The organism is Bacillus sp. FSL R5-0422 (genome assembly GCF_038610765.1).
GTDB classification, from domain to species: domain Bacteria; phylum Bacillota; class Bacilli; order Bacillales; family Bacillaceae; genus Bacillus; species Bacillus pumilus_O.
Map to the genome: position 1 here is coordinate 1670917 of NZ_CP152014.1, position 20394 is coordinate 1691310.

The 20394-nt window shown below is 42.0% G+C and carries 18 protein-coding genes and 1 pseudogene; 15 read left to right on the forward strand and 4 right to left on the reverse strand.

The features are described from left to right. Positions 1 to 32: 32 nt before the first annotated feature. From MKX52_RS08365 to MKX52_RS08375, 3 genes are all read left to right on the forward strand, one after another. Positions 33 to 1016 (forward strand): collagen-like protein, encoded by a 984-nt coding sequence (locus MKX52_RS08365; RefSeq protein WP_342491879.1) that lies wholly within the window; start codon positions 33 to 35, stop codon positions 1014 to 1016. Positions 1017 to 1272: 256 nt separating this feature from the next. Next, complete coding sequence (locus MKX52_RS08370; RefSeq protein WP_144456615.1) at positions 1273 to 2385, forward strand: tetratricopeptide repeat protein; 1113 nt, start codon at positions 1273 to 1275, stop codon at positions 2383 to 2385. A 459-nt stretch (positions 2386 to 2844) separates the two neighbouring features. Beyond that, the gene (locus MKX52_RS08375; protein ID WP_342491786.1) at positions 2845 to 3078 is read left to right on the forward strand and encodes a hypothetical protein; all 234 of its coding nucleotides are present in this window, start codon (positions 2845 to 2847) and stop codon (positions 3076 to 3078) included. A gap of 46 nt (positions 3079 to 3124) precedes the next feature. Here the strand turns inward: MKX52_RS08375 and MKX52_RS08380 are convergent, their stop codons facing one another. Further along, positions 3125 to 3820 carry a YoaK family protein gene (locus MKX52_RS08380; RefSeq protein WP_151021187.1) on the reverse strand — a complete coding sequence of 232 codons (696 nt, stop codon included), beginning with the start codon at positions 3818 to 3820 and terminating at the stop codon, positions 3125 to 3127. Positions 3821 to 3854: 34 nt separating this feature from the next. Continuing rightward, positions 3855 to 5720, reverse strand: a complete 1866-nt coding sequence (locus MKX52_RS08385; protein ID WP_342491787.1) for a DNA ligase D — start codon at positions 5718 to 5720, stop codon at positions 3855 to 3857. 116 nt (positions 5721 to 5836) lie between these two features. Here MKX52_RS08385 and MKX52_RS08390 point away from each other — a divergent pair, with 116 nt between their 5' ends. Further along, positions 5837 to 6685, forward strand: coding sequence for a Ku protein (locus tag MKX52_RS08390; RefSeq protein WP_012010078.1), 849 nt, complete (start codon positions 5837 to 5839; stop codon positions 6683 to 6685). Between the two features lie 23 nt (positions 6686 to 6708). On the opposite strand, the gene MKX52_RS08395 is transcribed toward MKX52_RS08390, so the two are convergent. Continuing rightward, positions 6709 to 7152 carry a DUF2188 domain-containing protein gene (locus MKX52_RS08395; protein WP_342491788.1) on the reverse strand — a complete coding sequence of 148 codons (444 nt, stop codon included), beginning with the start codon at positions 7150 to 7152 and terminating at the stop codon, positions 6709 to 6711. A 160-nt stretch (positions 7153 to 7312) separates the two neighbouring features. Here MKX52_RS08395 and MKX52_RS08400 point away from each other — a divergent pair, with 160 nt between their 5' ends. From MKX52_RS08400 to MKX52_RS08430, 7 genes are all read left to right on the forward strand, one after another. Continuing rightward, a complete protein-coding gene (locus MKX52_RS08400; protein WP_144471152.1) occupies positions 7313 to 7786 on the forward strand; it encodes a VOC family protein in 474 nt (157 codons plus the stop codon). Positions 7787 to 7834: 48 nt separating this feature from the next. Beyond that, entirely contained in the window at positions 7835 to 8248 is a 414-nt protein-coding gene (locus MKX52_RS08405; RefSeq protein ID WP_151021193.1) for an Rrf2 family transcriptional regulator, read from the forward strand. Positions 8249 to 8349: 101 nt separating this feature from the next. Next, positions 8350 to 9201 (forward strand): SDR family oxidoreductase, encoded by an 852-nt coding sequence (locus tag MKX52_RS08410; RefSeq protein WP_342491789.1) that lies wholly within the window; start codon positions 8350 to 8352, stop codon positions 9199 to 9201. 166 nt (positions 9202 to 9367) lie between these two features. Further along, the gene (locus MKX52_RS08415) at positions 9368 to 10084 is read left to right on the forward strand and encodes a (Fe-S)-binding protein (protein ID WP_342491880.1); all 717 of its coding nucleotides are present in this window, start codon (positions 9368 to 9370) and stop codon (positions 10082 to 10084) included. Positions 10085 to 10105: 21 nt separating this feature from the next. Continuing rightward, positions 10106 to 11527, forward strand: a complete 1422-nt coding sequence (locus MKX52_RS08420; RefSeq protein WP_342491790.1) for a LutB/LldF family L-lactate oxidation iron-sulfur protein — start codon at positions 10106 to 10108, stop codon at positions 11525 to 11527. Beyond that, positions 11527 to 12249, forward strand: coding sequence for a lactate utilization protein C (locus tag MKX52_RS08425; protein WP_342491791.1), 723 nt, complete (start codon positions 11527 to 11529; stop codon positions 12247 to 12249). The genes MKX52_RS08420 and MKX52_RS08425 overlap by 1 nt, the downstream gene beginning before the upstream one ends. Positions 12250 to 12395: 146 nt before the next feature. Beyond that, positions 12396 to 13304, forward strand: a complete 909-nt coding sequence (locus MKX52_RS08430) for a DMT family transporter (RefSeq protein ID WP_144471142.1) — start codon at positions 12396 to 12398, stop codon at positions 13302 to 13304. A gap of 12 nt (positions 13305 to 13316) precedes the next feature. Here MKX52_RS08430 and MKX52_RS08435 read toward each other — a convergent pair whose 3' ends face one another. Beyond that, a complete protein-coding gene (locus MKX52_RS08435; RefSeq protein ID WP_088002860.1) occupies positions 13317 to 13508 on the reverse strand; it encodes a hypothetical protein in 192 nt (63 codons plus the stop codon). A 110-nt stretch (positions 13509 to 13618) separates the two neighbouring features. On the opposite strand from MKX52_RS08435, the gene MKX52_RS08440 reads away from it, so the two are divergent. From MKX52_RS08440 to MKX52_RS08455, 4 genes and pseudogenes are all read left to right on the forward strand, one after another. Continuing rightward, the gene (locus MKX52_RS08440; RefSeq protein ID WP_342491792.1) at positions 13619 to 15835 is read left to right on the forward strand and encodes an RNA ligase; all 2217 of its coding nucleotides are present in this window, start codon (positions 13619 to 13621) and stop codon (positions 15833 to 15835) included. A gap of 65 nt (positions 15836 to 15900) precedes the next feature. Further along, positions 15901 to 16389, forward strand: a pseudogene (locus MKX52_RS08445) (DUF421 domain-containing protein). Between the two features lie 224 nt (positions 16390 to 16613). After that, positions 16614 to 17192, forward strand: a complete 579-nt coding sequence (locus MKX52_RS08450; RefSeq protein WP_012010089.1) for a TetR/AcrR family transcriptional regulator — start codon at positions 16614 to 16616, stop codon at positions 17190 to 17192. Positions 17193 to 17213: 21 nt separating this feature from the next. Further along, a complete protein-coding gene (locus tag MKX52_RS08455; protein ID WP_342491793.1) occupies positions 17214 to 20357 on the forward strand; it encodes a bifunctional cytochrome P450/NADPH--P450 reductase in 3144 nt (1047 codons plus the stop codon). Positions 20358 to 20394 lie beyond the last annotated feature (37 nt).

Sequence of the window (20394 nt, forward strand, 5' to 3'; positions counted from 1 at the left end):
GAAGATTCCACAGCTTGAAAGAAGTGAGAGGCATGTGCGCCCAGCTTAATATGTGTGGAGGAATAACGGGTCCAACAGGCCCGACGGGAGCAACAGGTGCAACAGGAATAACCGGAGCAACAGGCTCAACCGGAATAACAGGTTCGACGGGAGCAACAGGAGTAACCGGAGCAACGGGTGCAACAGGCGCAACTGGAATAACAGGAGCAACAGGTGCAACGGGTGCAACAGGCGCAACGGGAGCAACAGGAGTAACCGGAGCAACAGGCGCAACTGGAATAACAGGTGCAACAGGAGCAACAGGTGCAACGGGAGCAACAGGTGCAACGGGAGCAACAGGTGCAACGGGAGCAACAGGTGCAACGGGTGCAACAGGCGCAACGGGAGCAACAGGAGTAACCGGAGCAACGGGAGCAACCGGCTCAACCGGAGCAACGGGGGCAACCGGAATAACGGGTGCAACAGGTTCAACCGGCTCAACCGGAGTAACAGGTGCAACGGGGTCAACCGGAATAACGGGTGCAACCGGCTCAACCGGAGTAACAGGCGCAACGGGTCCAACAGGCCCAACAGGTGTAACTGGAGTAACCGGCGCGACCGGCACAATTGTAACCGCTAACTCAATGTACGCATCCAATACGTCGGGAAGTACAGTGCTTGTTGTCTTAGGCGGGACAGCGGTTTCTCTGCCTAATAATCAGAGCTTAGATGGTTTTACAGCAAGTGGTGGAAATACGATTTTTACAGTGCCAGTCTCAGGTCGCTATTTCATCACATATCAAGTGAACACAAATGCAGCGCTGCTTGCTGGAACAAGGCTGATTAACAGCGGATCTGCCATTGCTGGTTCAATATTAACACCCGCTTTATCAGCATCTACCTACAACGTATCACTCATTACAACACTTGCAGCAGGTAACCAAATTTCTCTCCAAATTTTCGGTTTAGTCGCAGCAGTGGTGTTACTTGGGGGAGGGTCTGTTGGAGCTGCACTTACCATCATACGATTGGAATAAAGACAAAAAGCCCCGAAAAAGGGCTTTTTTCATTTCATCACGAGATGATAGGTTACTTTAAAATTGAAAAAAGGCGGAATTTGTACGCAAACTTCATTGACTAGAAGAAAGAAACGCATCTTCAAAGGAAACGGTTATTGAAGATTCAAGTGATTCATATTAAAATGATCTCAAATGGACTAATTAGCAATTGCTAATAGAAGTTCCATATTTAGTGAAATCATGTGTTGCAGCTGTAGGTGATTGGGGGTGTAGAATGAGCAAGATTCCTGTTGCGGAATTGGCATCATTATTAAATGACTGGAACATGGAAATTAAAAAAGATCATGCAGATGAGGCAGAACGGCTATTTGCTAAAGCGAAACAAGCAGTAGAGGAAATTGATGATGCGGACATCCTGATGTATTATTCTCTTCTTGAGAAGAGGCATCACATTCTCATGTACAATTTAAGAGGTCAAAAGGGCAGTGTTTCAACCAAAAGTATAGAAAGTCTTCACGGAAAAAAAGAGGAGGACTTATCTAACCGACTTGCCTACTATTTTGATTTTTATGAGGGTGTGTATGAGCAACATCAAGGGAACTATGAGGTTGCATTGCAAATGTATCAAAGTGCTGAAAAGCTCTTAGATAAAATTCCAAGTGAGATCGAACGTGCTGATTTTGATTTTAAGGTGGCCTGGCTTTACTACCGGCTTAGTCATATCATGCTCTCATTAAGCTATATTCGCAGAGCTCTTCACGTTTATAAACGGCATAAGCATTATGAAAGAAGAACGGCCCTTTCGTATTCTCTCATAGCGGCGAATCAGACAGAGATCGGCCGGTATGAAGAGGCACTTGAAAATTATCGTCTGGCGGAAGAGGTTTTGACAAGCGAGCAGGATGATTTTATGCTGGCTCAGCTTCATCACAATGTGGCCATTTTGTATTCATTTTGGAACAAACCGAAAGAGTCAGTACGTCACCTTGAAAAAGCATTGTCCCATCAAGAATATTACGAGTCGGATTTCTTTTTCCATTCTACGTATCTGATTAGCCGAGAACTCTGTGTGATTGGTGAAAAGCAGCGTGCAAGCCAATATATAGAGGCTGCGTATGCGAGAATAAAAGATGCTTCTCATGAAGTGTTTCAGCTGAAAATAGGCATCGTCCATGACCTTTACTTAACGAATGCACCACAAAGATTTCAGCAAATTGATGAGAAATTAAGAAAGTTAGAAGAGAAGAATGAATATCATGAAGTAAAAGAGCTTTCACATTTTGCGGCTAAGTATTGTGAAAAGCAAGCACTTTATGAGCAGTCTGTTTTTTACTTGAACAAAAGTTTAGAAGCGGATTTACATATGAAAAGAATGGGGTTGATTTAAGATGAAAACAGGTCTAAAAGTATTATTCGTTGTAGGTTTAGCGATCGCTGCGTCAGTTCTGACTCAAAACGTTGCGGGTTCTTTCGAAGTAGCAGAAAAAATCATTGGTGGCTAATCCACTATGTATCTCTTGCCCTTGTTGATGATCGTCAGCAAGGGTTTTTTTATGTGGTTAATAGGCTCTTCTTATTAAACGCTACAAGAACGTTTAATAAGAAGAATTCGCAACAAAGGGGGTGTGCAAATTTGTTACCTGCCCCATTATTCTAAATAAATATAGGGCAAGGCAACAAGTTAAAAAGGTCACCTTTCTTTGCTTAATTTAATTTTTTGCAGGACTTTTCATTCAAATTTTCTCGAATTGGTCTATTGTACATAGAAGTAATAGAAAAAGCCGGAACACCGCTCCATTTGTCATGCATATGATGTGATAGGTGTTAGCCGAAGGCAGGTGATGGTATGTATCCACGAGTATACGGAGGCTTTCATGGAGGCGGTTTTAGCGGCGGAGGAGCACATATTGGGCCGGTTGGTTCTCATATCGGCTTTAGCGGGTATTATGTGAGCCCTGGTGTGTTCTCAGGTTTAGGCGGTTTCCCTGGATACGGTGGATTCGGGACATTTTCTGGATATCCGTACGGCTCCACGTTCATTATGGGGCGTCCTCCTGGTTTTTATGTAAGAAGTCATTAGTGTTTCATTACAGTGATAGTGATTGAAATAGCCATCTAATGATTGGCTATTTCAATTGATGAAAGTGCTTAATTGAAGCAGTTATCACAATGATGCCAAGGATAGAGATTGGCAGCCAAATGATGATAAACGGGTCGAATGCATCTGTGTATGCCGCTAAAGCAGCACCTAAGCAGTAAAAGACAATAGAGCCTATTCGCATGAAACTGACAAGCTCAATGGGAGCTTTTCTTTTTTCCCGATGTGAAATGCGCTGAGCCAAATCCTCAAATAGGTTAGCGAGTGTACTTGTTAGAACCGTTGTGGAAATGCCAGCCACATTTAATTTGCGGGCGGCCGCTGTCTGCAGGCCCATGGCCATACTTAAAAGGATAATCAGCATAAAATAAGCACCTTGTGTATAAGGGAAAATGGTCATGAGAGCAAATAGAAGTAGTATCATGACCTCTATGATAAAGATACGTGTAACGGCTTTTGGCCAAAACGTTTTCTCATGCTTTCCGCCTATCACAACAGCTAGTAAAACCCCTAAAACAAATCCACTTAGTGCGGTGATGGAATGAAGGGCCGTAAGCTGCAAGGAGCTTCCTGCTGCAATGCCAAGCAGCACGATATTACCTGTCATATTGGCTGTAAACACATGCCCTAAGCTCAAATAGCCAATCACATCCACAATACCTGCTGATAGGCACAAGAAAATAAGTGCGATATTTCGAAATGAATGTGCGGTCAAAATGGTCATCCCTTTCTTACTCTCTAATGAATAAGTGTAACGCTTAATGACCGCGTATGTCCATCTTATGTGCTGGGATCATGTCCTCAAGCCGATGCAAAACTTGTCTGAACGTGTCATCATTTACAAGGTGCCTCATGCGGCGGAATGGATCGCCTTTTTCCTTTAGACGCTCTATCACAGATGGCATGGTAAACAAAGAAGGGTGAAGTCCATCTTGATGGAGTTCGTCCCATTCAAGCGGTGTCGCTACAAGTCCAAGCTCATTTCCTCTCGGTGAATAGGGCGCAATGATTGTTTTTCCAGCATCGTGCTGAATATAGTCTAAATACAAGCGATTGCCACGTTTTTTCTTAAGACGTTCCAAAGTAAATAACTCAGGTGCTTGTTCACATAAAAATTGACATATAAACCCGGTAAATGTTCTCGTTTCTTCGTATGTGAAGGCATTTTTCTTTAATGGAATATAAACTTGCAGTCCTTTACCACCGCTTGTTTTAATAAAGGCTGTGAGAAAAAGACCGTCTAAAAGCGTTTTGATTCGCTTGGCAGCTTCTATGGCTAGATGGAACTCGTTAACAGACGGTGGGTCTAAATCAAAGACGATTTCGGCCGGCCGGTTCGTATCCCTTGTTTCAAAAGGAATGTGAAATTCCATTGCCAACTGATTGCCGAGCCAAAGAAGCGTCTGAGGATCATTACAAACTGTGTAAGCAATATCATCAGCTTGATCGGTCAACACATAATCTGGCGCATAATCAGGTGTCGACTTTTGATAAAAAAATTCATCTCCGGTGCCATGAGGAAACCGAATTAAAGTCAGCCGTCTTTCACGTAAAAAGGGCAAGAGATAAGGAGCAGCTTGTCTCAAATAAAGTAAGTAATCTGCCTTATTCAGATGAAGAGCCGGCACAATTGGTTTTTCAGGATGAGTGATGTCAATCACAGCAGGGAGCGGATATAGCTGTTTGAACATTTGCTGAAACGTACACGTCGCTGGATCAGTATCCAGTAAAAAGGAAGAAAAACGCGGCTCTCTTAAAGCGGACCCATCAAAGGAGATACAAGCAATACTCGCGACGATAGAAGGTGGGATTTCATATGCTGATGCTCCTATTTGCTTGCCTTTTGTCTGAAAGAGCGTACGTAGCGTTTGTTCTTCTTCTTTAGAAAATCCATGCTTGAATTGGACAACCTCAGTGAGATGATGATCTTGATAAATACAGCCCTGAAAGTAGCCATTTTCTTTATCAAAACGAGTCACAATGACAGAAACATATCGCCAGTTTTTGACTTTGAGCCATTCTTTTGACCGGGTATTGTCGTGCCATTTACTCGTCCTCTTTTTCGCAACAAGTCCTTCTGCAAGATAGGTCGTCATCAGTTTTGTTATATGTTCAGAATTTGTGTCTGTATGAATGAGTTGAAGAAGGGAAGGGTGCTCAAGCTGAACAGATGGCGGGAGTTTAGCTGCTTTGAAAACTTGCTGTAATTGTGTTTTCCTTTCCATCAACGGCAAATCAATGAGAGATTTCCCTTTGCATCTTAATAAATCAAATGCGATCAAATGACATGGAAACCGCTCAGCCTGCAGCTTAATCGCCTCTTTGTTTTTCAGCCTGCCCCTTTGCTGAACCCTCGCAAAGTCGCTTTGTTGTTCATCCAGCAAAAAGACCAATTCTCCATCAAACGTCAATGGTAATAAAGGAGCAAAATGATCCCTTAATTGTTCGCACTGTTCAATCACCTCGGGAAACTGTTCGTTTAATCGTTTTCCGGCTCTGCTTTCTAAATGAATTTCGTTTTGATCCCACGTCAGAATGACTCGAAAGCCGTCATATTTTAATTCATACACCCAGTCTGCACCGGTAGGAACATCATGTGCAGCCGTTAATCGCATAGGTTTCATTTGTGCATGTCACTTCCTCATATGATGTGTTCTTAGAGTGGGATGAAATTTTCATTCGCATACATAAGTCTGACGAAAACATTGCATAGTAAGGAGAAAAGAACGGAGGCGACGCGATGCATACGGTTTGGAAAGGCGGCATTAGCTTTGGGCTAGTCAATATTCCAGTGAAGCTGTTTACCGCTACAGAGAACAAAGATATTAAATTAAGACAGCTGCATAAAGAGTGTCACACGCCCATTAATTATAAAAAGGTTTGTGCCAACTGCGGGGAAGAGGTGGCACCAGAACAAATTGTAAAAGCGTACGAGTATGCAAAAAACAAATTCATTGAATTAGACGAGGAAGAGCTTGAAAAACTGCGAAAAGAAAATGAAGAAAAAGCCGTTGAAATCATTGATTTTGTGAAGATAGAGGAGATTGATCCAATCTATTATGAAAGAAGTTATTTTTTATCACCAGATACCGGCGGTGCGAAAGCATATTCATTATTAAGAAAAGCTTTAGAGGAATCGGGGAAAATTGGTGTGGCAAAGATTATGATCCGCTCAAAGGAGCAATTAGCGATCGTTAGGTGCTATGAACATATTTTGCTGATGGAAACCATTCATTTTCCAGATGAAATTAGACAAGTATCAGATGTACCGAATATCCCCCAAGAAGAAAACATTGTGAAAAAGGAGTTAGATACAGCTCTTCTTTTAATCGAACAATTAACCACAACTTTTGATCCAGCAGCCTATCAGGATGAATACAGAGAACAGCTGATGAATTTAATCGGAGATAAAATATCTGGAGAACATACCGTTCAGCCAGAAACGACAGGCAAAAAAGATCCGGCATCCAATGTGACGGATTTAATGGCAGCTCTTCAGGCTTCAATCGATCGATCAAAACCAGCCAAAGCGAAAAAGGCAGCGCCTAAAAAAAGAAAAACACCAGCCAAAAAAGAAAAGAATGCATAAGAAAAGACCGCTCATGGGCGGTCTTATTGCGGTTTTAACACGTCTTGAATGTTCCCATCTTTGCTATGGATAACAACGGAAGTCCCTTTATTAGAGGCAATCTCCTTTGCCCGGTTGATTGCTTCTTGTTTCGTTTCTTTGATCTCACTTGCTCGTTTTGCTTTCTCTGTTTGAACCGCCCAGCCTTCTTCGTGTTTGACGACATGCTGCGCATGATCCATAAGTTCTGGTCTTGCGGAGCTGCTGTCTTTAGATGGCGTCACAGAACCATGAGCTGTGAAATCCTCGATCTCTTTCTCCGTTGCGTTCTTTTTCCATTCTTTCGCTTGACTGATTGCAATTGGAATGGCTCTACTTTCGTCATAGCCTTCCTGTATCATTTTATTAGCAATCTCAAGTGCTTTTTTTCGAATAATGCGGTCTAACGATTGAAATGAAGCCGGATAATCATTCATCGTCCAAGGCACATAAAACGCTCCTTTCTTTTATTTGAACACCTTCCCCCATCTGTAATGGATCAAACATATCATTTTTCTCAAACCAATGAAGGGGATAAAATACATCGTTTTACTGAGGTGGAATTTTTTCAAACCCCGCAGAATAGAAGGTAGAAAAGGAGTGGTTTTGATGATGATAAAAGGTTTGTATGAAGCCCATTTACCTGTGAGTGACTTGAAGGCGTCGATTGCGTTTTATGAAAAATTGGAATTGACACTTGCTCACGAAAATGAACGAGTTGCTTTTTTATGGATTGAAAAAGGAAAGAGCTGGCTTGGCTTGTGGAAAGTAGATATCAATGACTTCCCATACCATCCTTCGACCCGGCACGTTGCTTTTCAAATTACAACGTCTAGTATCGAACAAATCAAGGCTTGGCTAGTTGGAAAAGGCATCGGTGTTCACCCAATGTTTGGCTTTTCAGAAGAGGAACAGCCTTTAGTACTTGATAATCCGCCGCAATTTCATGCAGCGATCTATTTTCTTGACCCAGATGGAAATCTGCTTGAATGCATTGCGCCGCTTGAGCTTGATACAGAAGAAGACTACGATATCATGACATATGAAGACTGGGATCGAAAGAAAAATCCGTATATTGATTGACAAAATCACTTATTGTAACTATATTGATTACAACGGTGGTGAAAGATTGTGAAACAAATTAGCAGTAGGTATCCGATTGCTGTTCATATTATGTCATTTATTGCAGGTGTACCAAAAGAGTGTACAGGAGATTTTATTGCAGAAAGTGTGAATTCAAATCCAGCCATTGTTCGAAAAATGATGGCAATGCTCAAACGGGCGGGTCTTATTGAGATACGACGCGGAGTAGGCGGTGCTTACTTAAAAAGGCCGGCAGAGGAAATCACGCTATTAGATGTGTACCGTGCTGTCGATGTAAGCGAGGATGAAGAATTGTTTAACTTTCATCAGCCAGTCATCGCATGTCCAATTGGTCAAGCGATGGATACAAGACTGAGAAGTGAACTAAAAGAAGCTCAAGCAGCGCTTGAAAATCACCTCAAACAAGTGACAATCCAGCAATTGTTGACAGAGACGGAATAAAAAGCTCGTACATTAGAGCTTTTTTTACACCTTTGTTGTAATCATTTTGATTATAACGAATACACATCACCGTTGAACAAAAAATGAGGAGGTCAAACATTATGAAGTTATTAGTAACAGGCGCAACAGGGCAGCTCGGATCGCTCGTTGTCCAGCATTTACTTAAAAAGGTACCAGCTGAACAAATTGCGGTGAGTGTTCGAGATCCGCAAAAAGCAGCACATTTAAAGGAAACTGGGGTAGATGTACGCCAAGGAGACTTTACTCAGCCAGACACCCTTAAGGCAGCCTTTCAAGGCATTGACCGCCTTCTGATCATTTCAACAGCGGATGGAGACCGCGTCGAGCAGCATACGGCTGCCATCCAAGCGGCGAAAGCAGCTGGTGTATCCTTTATTGCATATACAAGCGTTGTGAATGCAAGAGAGAGTCAGCTTGTCCTTGCACATGACCACGCAAAAACTGAAGAAGCTATTGTGGCCTCCGGCATTCCTCATGTGTTTCTAAGAAACAACTGGTATGTAGAAAATGAAAAAGATACGATACTAGCAGCCGTGAGTGGCGCACCATTTTTAAGTCCGATTGGTGATGGCAAGGTTGGTTGGGCAACAAGAAATGACTACGCAGAAGCGGCCGCAAATGCGTTAACACTTTCTGAACATGACAAGGAGACATATGAACTGTCAGGACCTCTTCGGACGCATACTGAACTTGCTCACATTGTTAGTGAAGTGAGCGGAAAAGAGATCAAGGTGGAGCAAATTGATGTCGACACATTTGGAGAATTTTTAGCTTCTAATGGTGTACCAAAAGAAGCGGTGCCATTTGTCAAAGCCATTCAAAGCGGGATTCGCGATGGTGCATTAGCCGTTGAAAGCCATGATTTCGAAACCTTATTAGCCAGACCCTTAACACCTATTAAAGAAAAAATTGGTGAAATGATTTCAAAATAAACATCAAAAACGCCCAATTAAAAGGGCGTTTTTTTGTCCAAAATTAGACAAATCACTTCGTTGAAATTTCAGAAATTTGGGATTAAAATGAAAATAAGACTTGTTATTTCGTCATCAGAGGACCAAATTGATGAATCAAATTGCAGCAAAGAAGGGAAGTTCGCCGATGAAAGTCCATTTATTCGTTACTTGTTTAATTGACACGATGCAGCCAAATGTAGGAAAGGCGACAGTGGAAGTGTTGGAAAGACTCGGTGTTGAAGTGGAATTTCCAGAATCACAAGTGTGCTGCGGACAGCCAGCCTTTAACAGCGGCTATACAAAAGAAACCATTAAAGCAGCAAAAAACATGATCAAAGCCTTTGAAACAGCTGAATATGTCGTGACGCCGTCAGGTTCTTGTAAGGCGATGTTTTTAGAATATCCTCAACTTTTAAAAGAAGACCCAGTGTGGTCAACACAAGCTGAAGCACTTGCTGAAAAAACATATGAATTAACCGAGTTTATTGTTGATATATTACACGTCACAGATGTAGGCGCGAGCCTGAAAGGCAACGCAACCTATCACACATCCTGTCATATGACGAGGCTGCTGCGAATTAAGGAAGCCCCTTTCACACTGTTGTCAAATGTCAAAGATTTGTCGATGACATCATTGCCGCGCGCAGAAAATTGCTGCGGATTTGGAGGGACCTTTTCAGTAAAAATGACACCTATTTCTGAGCAAATGGTCGATGAAAAAGTCCAAAGCATAGAGGAGACAGGCGCTCAATACATCATTGGTGCCGACTGCGGCTGCCTTCTCAATATTGGCGGGAGACTGAATCGTCTTGATAAACCCATTCAAGTGATGCATATCGCAGAGGTGTTAAATAGCCGCTGAGTTTAAGAGGGGGAACGGCACATGAGTATGAAAATTGGAGCGAAGGCCTTTAAAGAACGAATCGGGGAAGGATTAGAAGATACAGTTATGAGAGGAGCAGTCTCCTCAGCGCAGGAACGCCTGTATGAAAGGCGGCTATCTGCGAGCGAAGAGCTTGGTAACTGGGAAAAGTGGCGAGAACTTGGCGAGGAAATCAGGCAACATACGCTGGCGCATCTCGACGACTACTTATACCAATTAAGTGAAAGCGTTAGTGCACGCGGAGGACATGTCTTTTTTGCAAAAACAAAAGAAGAGGCATCAGCGTATATTCAACATGTGGCACAGAAAAAAGAGGCCAAAAAGATCGTTAAATCAAAATCAATGGTCACAGAAGAAATTGAAATGAATCAAGCCCTTGAAGAGATCGGCTGTGAGGTGGTGGAAAGTGACCTTGGCGAGTATATTTTGCAAGTAGATGATCATGAACCCCCTTCACATATTGTGGCACCTGCTCTTCACATGACAAAAGAACAAATACGAGAAGTCTTTCACGAAAAGCTCGGATATGAGATGTCAGAGACACCTGAAGATATGACGAGTTTTGTGAGAGCTGTATTACGTGAAAAGTTCCTCGAAGCAGATATGGGTGTCACCGGCTGTAATTTTGCTGTCGCCAATACAGGTTCCATTTGCCTTGTGACAAATGAAGGGAATGCGGATCTTGTCACAGCTATCCCGAAGACACATATCGCCGTTATGGGCATGGAACGGATGGTTCCAACGATGGAGGAACTAGATGTCCTCGTTGGTCTTTTGTGCAGAAGTGCAGTCGGTCAGAAATTAACGAGTTACATTTCTGTCGTCGGACCAAAAGGAGAAGAAGAAGTCGATGGACCAGAAGAATTTCACTTGGTCATTGTGGACAATGGGCGGTCCAATATATTAGGTACTGCCTTTCAGCCTGTTCTCCAATGTATCCGGTGCGCAGCCTGCATCAATGTGTGCCCAGTTTACCGGCATGTGGGCGGACATTCATACGGATCGATTTACCCGGGACCAATTGGTGCTGTTTTATCACCGCTTCTTGGCGGCTATGATGACTATCAAGAGCTTCCCTTTGCATCAAGCCTTTGCGCAGCCTGTACAGATGCTTGCCCAGTAAAGATCCCGCTTCACGAGTTATTAATAAAACATCGACAAGTCATCGTTGAAAAAGAGGGGAGAGCGCCTAAAGCTGAAATGATGGCGATGAAAATGTTCGGAATGGGCGCATCGACTCCCGGAATGTATCAATTTGGAACAAAAGCAGCCCCTCTATTGATGAATCGTATGGCTTCAAACGGACAGATTTCAAAAGGTATAGGTCCTTTAAAGGATTGGACAGATATTCGTGACCTGCCAGCTCCAAGTAAAGAAAGATTCAGGGATTGGTTTAAAAAGAGACAGAAGGAGGAGCAGTGATGAAGGGAACCATTTCTCACCGAGAATCGTTTTTAACTCATATCCGTCAGCAATTAGGGAAAGATTCATCCTCGTCTGCCTCTATTCAGCGTCCGGCTTGGAAGCATCAAGTTCAGTGGGAAACAAACGGACTTTTGTCTAAAGAAGAGCTAGTCGAGCAATTGAAGATGCAATGTCAACGAATTCACACAAGAGTGATCGAAACAACCCCAGAGGAAGCGCCCTCTGCACTACGATCATTGATGACAGAGTATGGAGAGGGTTCTGTGATGACATCGAGCGATCATCGTTTTGAACAGTATGGATTTTATCCGATGTTTGACAGCTTGCAGCACGAAGGATTCGCAGTCACAAGCTGGAATGCTGAGGCATCAAGGGAAGAAAATATCAGGCTAGCAGAACAAGCGGCGTATTCGGTTGTATTTAGTGATTACACTTTAGCAGAATCAGGGACGATCGTCCTTTCATCCCATCAGGGCCAAGGAAGAGCACTGCATTTTTTACCGATGATGTATATCGTGTGTATTGAAAAAAGCACGGTGGTTCCGCGGATGATTCAAGCTGTTTCGACTCTCAATCGCTTGGTAGAAGAAGGAGAGCAGGCGAAAGGTGCGATTCATTTCATATCAGGTCCGAGTAACTCTGCGGATATTGAGATGAATTTGGTAGTAGGGGTTCATGGTCCCGTTCGGGCGGTTTATCTATTGATAGATGATGAATAGGGCTTTCGAGATGAAAGCCTTTTTTCATGCAAAAAAGCTTACATAAGTTTAAAAATCATCTTGCCTCTAGCGGATTTGACATAGTAAGATGACGACATACAAGATGAACTTCTCATCTACTGCTGATGTAAAGGAAGCTGCTGCTTATGGACATGAAGTCTACTGCTCAAAAGAAATCAATTGCTCTACCGCTTGTGATTTCAATTATTGCCATTTCGTTTTCCGCGATTATTGTGAAATGGTCAAATGCACCTGCTGCTATTTTAAGCATGTATCGAATGATCTTTGCCGCGGTTTTTATGTTGCCGTTTATTCTGCTAAGAAAAAAAGAATTTCTCTCGATTCAGCGAAGAGACTGGTTTTTCTTATGTATGTCAGGCTTCTTTTTAGGACTCCATTTTGTGTTGTGGTTTGGCTCACTAAAGCTGACGACTGTGGCAAGCTCTACTATTATCATCGCTCTTCAGCCGATGGTCTCTTTATTAGGCGGCTTTCTCATTTTCCGTGAACGAACGACGCTGCCCGCACTTTTGACGATGTGTGCCGCGATAGTTGGTGCACTTATGATTGGGTGGGGAGACATAGGTCATAGCCAGGAAGCCATCCTAGGAGACATTTTATCCTTTTTAAGTGTGATCGCAGTTGTTTGTTATTTATTAATAGGTCAACAGGCTGTCAGAAAGATATCTCATTGGATTTATAGTTTTTGTGTGTTTGGATTTGCCGGTCTTTTTTTAATTTTATTCAATTTGATTCAGCAAACTCCTTTTACAGGTTATCCCGGTAAAGAGTGGGGGATCTTTTTATTACTTGCGATCATTCCTACTATGTCTCATGTCATTAATAATTGGCTTTTAACCTATGTCAATGCCACAACCATTTCAATGAGTATCCTTGGCGAGCCTGTTGGAGCCACGATTCTTGCTGTATGGCTACTTGGAGAAAAAGTCACACTGCTCCAAATGTGTGGCGGTTTTCTTGTCCTTTTAGGCGTTTTTTTCTTTTTGATGCAGCAGCGGCATGGATTTGTGATGAAACAAAAAAAATCCGGTTAAATCCCGGATTTTTTACTCTTTTAAATCGTTTTTTTCAATCACTTTGTTCAATCTTTCCTCAACCTTCTTCAATTCCATTCGTTTTCTTCTGATCATTCGAAAAGCGATGACAATGATCGTCACGATCGTAGCAATGAATAGAAGAGAGAACACTTGAAATAGAAGATCACCTATGTTAAATGCCATATTCTCTCCGTTAGACATACGTAAAACCTCCCTTTATATCTATATATTACCATAATCAATAAAAGATTGAGATTTATCCATTATTTATCTATAATAGGTAAAATATCACTTATTAAAGGAGAACCAATATGAGAACTTTAGTCCTTTTACGAGGTCTCCCAGGCGTAGGGAAATCAACTTGGATCAAAGCCCAAGGCTTAGAGCCTTACACGTTATCAGCGGATCAAATCCGTCTTTTGACCCAGCCGCCTCAGTTATCTGTCAATGGGAAACCAGAAATTTCAAGCAAACATGACCACAAAGTCTGGTCTTTATTATTTGAATTTCTTACAGCACGTATGGAACGCGGAGACTTTACTGTGGTCGATGCCACGCATATTTCAAGCAAATCGATATCTCAATATAAATCGCTGGCCACATCGTATCGTTACAGGGTGTACGTCATCGACTTCACGCAGGTGCCGCTTGAAACAGCTCTCCTGCAAAATCGCTCACGTGAAGCTCACAAAGTTGTACGGGAGTCTGTTTTATATCAAATGAACGAGCGGTTAAAAACAGAAAAGGTCCCATCATGGGTGACGGTCTTGCAGCCTGAGGAATATTCGCAAGTGATGACCTATCAGCCTCGATCCTTCGATCAATATGAGGCCATTCATGTCTTTGGAGATATTCACGGCTGTCATACCGCTCTGACCACCTATTTGCAAGGAGACATTAAAGAAAATGAACTTTATATCTTTGCAGGTGATTTGCTTGATAGAGGAATAGAAAACAAGGAAGTATTAGAATGGATGCTCGCACATAGAGAATGCCGGAATGTCATTGTGATTGAGGGTAATCATGATCAGCATTTATACCGGTTTGCACATGGTGAAAAAGTAAGAAGCAATATGTTCAACAGGCATACTGCACCTGAAATTGAAGCAGCAGAGTTTGATTTAAAAGAAGTACGGAAGTTTGTCAGAACATTTCATCAGCTTACTTATTTTACGTACCATGGCAAGACATTTCTTGTTACCCACGGAGGTCTTGCTCATTTGCCAGAAGAGCTTTTACATGTCTCAACACAGCAGCTCATCCACGGTGTAGGTGAATATTCAGATGACATTGATCACTTGTTTGTTCAAAATACCGCTGGATTAGATGTTATTCAAATTCACGGGCATCGCAATTTATATAGGCTACCTATTCAAGCAGCGGAAAGGTCTTATAATCTAGAAGGTCAGATTGAATTTGGGGGACATCTTAGGGTGTTGAAAATCACAGCTGACGGGATTGAGACTCATGAAATTGACAACCCAGTCTATAGAGCTTCTGAGAAAAAGACATCGGCTGCCATTCAACCAGATATTTCACTGGACGACTTTTTAGCTCACTTAGATCAGCATGAATATGTACAGGAATTAAAGCTTCCGCATCATATTTCATCTTTTAATTTTACGAAAAAAGCGTTTAGTGAGCGGAAGTGGGATGATGTGAATGTAAAGGCAAGAGGCTTGTTTGTCAATATGGTGTCAAAACAGATTGTTTCAAGAAGCTACAACAAATTTTTTAACATTGATGAGCGTCCTGAGACAAAAATGCATCATTTAGTGAACCACCTTCAATTTCCTGTTACCGTCTATGATAAAGCAAATGGATATTTAGGGACGGTTGGGTATAACGAAATGGAAGATGAATTGGTGTTTACGTCTAAATCGTATACATCTCATGTGAAGCAAAATCAGCATGCTTCTTGGGTGGAAGAGTTATTCTATCAGACATTCGGAGACGTGCAGGTCGACTACATCAAATCATACGTACGTGAACACAATGTATCTCTTGTGTTTGAAGTCATTTTGCCAAAGAAAGACCCACATATTATCACATATGATCGTGATCAACTCATTTTACTTGATATTGTGAAGCGTCAGCTAAGCTATGAAAAGGCACCATTTACTGAAGTGCAAAGAGTAAGCGAACAGCTTGGAATATCCAGCAAGCAGGAAGTGGCTGTGTTCCAAGATTGGACGTCTTTTTATAAATGGTATCAGGCCGTTTCTCATGACGATTCGATTAAAGAAGAGGGATATGTCATTGAGGATCATCGCGGCTTTATGACCAAGCTCAAACTTCCTTATTATCAATTCTGGAAGCAGATGCGCGCGATCAAGCAGCGCGTTGCAGAGAAGCGTTCCACGCAAAAATATATCCAAGCATTGCAAACAGCAGAGCAAGCTAGATTTTATACGTGGCTTCTTGAGCAAGATGCCCATGCTGTGAGAAATAGCTCCATTATCGAGTTGCGCTCACAATTTGAGCAAAGCGATGCTGCCCAGTTGAATAAAGATGGAATAAATGCATAGTCTAAAAAGGAGTCTTTTCTAAGGAAAAGGCTTTTTTTGTTGCAAATGAAAGGGGTGGCCCTGACATGCCTGACCATATTGAAGTCATTTTACGGACGATGTTTGCTTTTGCGATTTTATTTGGCGGAGCACGTCTTCTTGGAAAGCAAACCATTGCTCAAGGGAATGAGGTATACCCTTGATTATTTAAATCAGCAGCTGAGAGAAAAAGACATTTTTGATATTAGCGAAGTTGAATTTGCTATGATTGAAACAGATGGACATATGTACATATGTCAGTGAAAAAATATCCTTCATTTCAAAATGTCACTCGAAAGGATCTTTAATTGTATTTGAAGGCAGAGGGCTACATGCCGATCGAAGTGATCATGGACGGAAAGCTCATTTTGAAAAACGTTCAAGAAAATCAATTAACTGTGGAATGGATAGATGAAGAGCTTAAGAAAAGGCAGCTCTCCTTAAAGGACATTGTATACGCAGTCCGCTCAAGTAATGGCAGTTTATATATTGATACATATGACGACCACATTCACTCTCCGATTGATCAAGAATGATGGTATAGTGCTGAAGTCACCTGCATGACACATATCTGTCAATATTTCTAAGTCCTTTGGGTGCTGACAGACTAGGCATCATTTCTTAATTATTATTATTTTCAGAAAATGTGATGACGAAGAAAAATAAGTATGTTTAAGTATATATAGAAGAAATTAAAATATTAATATAATATACAGCAAGCGGAATGAATGTTCATTCCTATCAATGAGGAGGGGATGTAGTGCCAGCAGTGACTGATAAACAAGAACAGATCATGAAGGCTTCACTAGACTTATTTATTGAACGGGGATTTGATGGCACCACGATGCCGATGATATCAAAAAGAGCAAACGTCGGAGCAGGAACCATTTACCGTTATTTCGACAGTAAAGAGGCACTCGTCAATATTTTGTATCAGCGTAGCCTTTCTGCTTTTATCGAAAAAATGAACACAAACAGTCCAGATCCAAAGGCAAGTATTCGTGCGTACTTTAAGCATGTATTCTATTGCCTCGTTTTATTTACAAAGGAGAATCCAAGCGGGCTATATTTCTTAGAAATTGATAGACGATCCCATTACTTAGACGAGACGAGCAAAGAGAAAATGCAGCATTTGTTACATGAGCTATTCCTGATCTTTGAAGAAGGAAAAAGGGATGGGATTCATCCAAATCTCTCAGGTAGAACCATTTTATCGATTGTATTTGGTGCCTTTGTACAGCTGCATAAACAAATTCTTGCAGACGGAATAGAGCCAACGATTGAATTTCTAGAGGACATTGAGCAAAGTTTATGGCGCGCTATCAGCGTTGCATCTTAATGAATGAAAGGGAGCGGGACCATGCAACAAACATCAATCATTCCAAAACCAAAAACATACGGACCTTTTAAAAATATTCCTCATATCAAAAAGGGAGAGCTTTCTCAAACCTTTTGGCGGCTGGCAGACGAATTAGGACCGATCTTTCAATTTGAATTTTCAAAAGCAACAAGTATTTTTGTTTCCAGCCATGAACTTGCCAAAGAAGTATTTGATGAGAGCCGTTTTGATAAATTCATCGGGAGCAGTCTGAATAAAGTAAGAACATTTTCAGGGGATGGGTTATTTACAAGCTGGACAGAAGAACCGAACTGGAGAAAGGCTCATCACATCTTGATGCCGGCGTTTAGTCAGCAGGCTATGAAGGGGTACCATGAGATGATGCTCGATATTGCCACACAGCTTGTACAAAAATGGCAAAGAACAGGCCGTGATGAAGAAATTGAAGTAGCAGAGGATATGACAAAGCTCACTTTAGATACGATTGGACTTTGTGGTTTTGACTTCAGGTTTAACAGCTTTTATAAAGAAAATCAGCATCCTTTCATCGAAAGCATGCTGAACGGGTTAAACGAAGCGATGGAACAAGCAAGTAGGTTGCCGGTTGCAGAAAAATTAATGATCAAAAGAAGAAAAAAATTTGAAGAAAATGTAGATTTTATGAAGACATTAGTAGACGACATTATTCAAGAACGGAGAAAACAAGATAAAACGGGCAATGATTTACTGTCTCTCATGCTTCATGCAAAGGACCCTGAAACAGGTGAGCGCCTGTCAGATGAAAATATTCGCTATCAAATCATTACCTTCTTAATAGCTGGGCACGAAACAACAAGCGGGCTGCTATCCTTTGCGATTTATTTCTTATTAAAGAATCCAGAAAAATTAAAGAAAGCCGTCCAAGAAGCAGATGATGTGCTGCAAGGCGAACTGCCAACATTTAAGCAGGTACAGAAACTAACTTACACTCGTATGGTTTTAAATGAAGCCCTTCGCCTCTGGCCAACAGCGCCTACGTTCTCTCTTTATGCGAAAGAGGACACAATTATCGGAGGGAAATACTCGGTTAAAAAGAACCAAAGTGTTTCCGTTCTGCTCCCTAAATTACACCGTGATCAAGCGGTATGGGGAGAGGATGCGGAAGAATTTAAACCAGAGCGTTTTCTGCACCCTGAAAAAATCCCGCAGCATGCCTACAAGCCTTTTGGGAATGGACAGCGTGCATGTATTGGTATGCAATTTGCTCTTCATGAAGCCACTATGGTACTGGCAATGGTCTTGCACAACATGGAATTGATTGATCACACATCATACGAACTTAATTTAAAAGAATCTTTAACGATTAAGCCAAACGATTTTAAAATCAAAGTGCGGCCAAGGAAGCAGCAACTCTTTATGGCACCACCGAAAGAAGAAACAAAAAAAAGCACCACCAATGAAGGGTCTAAAGTGAAGAGTCATGGTACACCACTACTTGTTTTATATGGATCAAATCTTGGTACAGCGCAGCAAATCGCAAACGAATTGGCTGAAGACGGAAAAGCAAAAGGGTTTGATGTGACCACGGCTCCGCTTGATGACTATGCACGCAAATTACCAGAAAAAGGTGCAGTTCTTATCGTGACCGCTTCATACAATGGACATCCGCCTGACCATGCGAAAACATTTGTGGATTGGGTCACGCAGGATAAAGAGAAGGATTTAACAAACGTGACATTTGCTGTGTTTGGATGCGGGGATCGAAATTGGGCAAGTACGTACCAGCGTATTCCTCGTCTCATTGATGAAGCACTTGAAAGTAAAGGGGCAAAGCGTGTAGCTGATTTAGGAGAAGGTGACGCAGGCGGAGATATGGATGAGGATAAAGAAACATTTCAGAAAACAGTCTTCGAGCAGTTAGCAAAAGAATTTAAGCTCATCTTCCAAGAGAAAGGTAAGGAAAACCCAAAACTATCAGTAGCTTATACAAATGAGCTAGTAGAACGTCCTGTAGCGAAAACATATGATGCCTTTTCAGCTGTTGTACTGAAAAATGAAGAATTACAATCTGAAAAAAGTGAGCGGAAAACAAGACATATAGAGTTGCGACTACCTGAAGGGAAAAAATACAAAGAAGGGGATCATATCGGAATTGTTCCGAAAAATCGTGATGTACTCGTTCAGCGGGTGATTGATCGCTTCAATCTAGATCCTAAGCAGCACATCAAGCTTTCTTCTGAGAAAGAAGCAAATCACTTACCTTTAGGTCAGCCCATTCAAATAAGAGAATTACTTGCGTCACATGTTGAGCTTCAAGAACCGGCAACACGTACGCAGCTAAGAGAGCTCGCCGCGTATACAGTTTGTCCTCCTCACCGCGTGGAGCTTGAGCAAATGGCTGGTGGAGCATATCAAGAAGCTATTTTAAAGAAACGAGTCACCATGCTTGACTTACTAGATCAATATGAAGCGTGTGAAATGCCATTTGCGCACTTTTTAGCACTTTTACCAGGTTTGAAGCCGCGCTATTATTCTATTTCTAGCTCACCAAAGGTCGATGAGAAAAGAGTCAGTATCACAGTGGCGGTTGTGAAAGGGAAAGCGTGGAGCGGCCGCGGTGAATATGCAGGAGTCGCATCGAACTATTTATGTGATCTACAAAAAGGAGAAGAAGTCGCTTGCTTCCTTCACGAAGCGCAGGCAGGATTCCAGCTGCCGCCTTCATCCGAAACACCGATGATCATGATCGGACCGGGTACAGGAATCGCTCCATTTAGAGGATTTGTTCAGGCAAGAGAAGTGCGGCAGAAGGAAGGCAAGCGACTAGGCGAAGCTCACCTGTATTTTGGCTGCCGTCACCCTCATGAAGATGATCTGTATTTTGAGGAAATGCAGCTTGCAGCGCAAAAAGAAGTTGTTCACATCCGCCGGGCTTATTCTCGTCACAAAGACCAAAAAGTATATGTCCAGCACTTGTTAAAAGAAGACGGCGATATGCTCATCAAATTACTCGATGAAGGTGCGTATCTTTACGTGTGCGGGGACGGAAAAGTCATGGCACCAGATGTAGAGGCTACATTGATCGACCTCTATCAACACGAGAAACAATGCTCGAAGGAAGACGCTGAAAATTGGCTAACAACCCTTGCGAATAATAATAGATATGTAAAAGATGTATGGAGCTAACAAGAGGAAAGGCCGCCAATTAGGCGGTTTTTCCTTT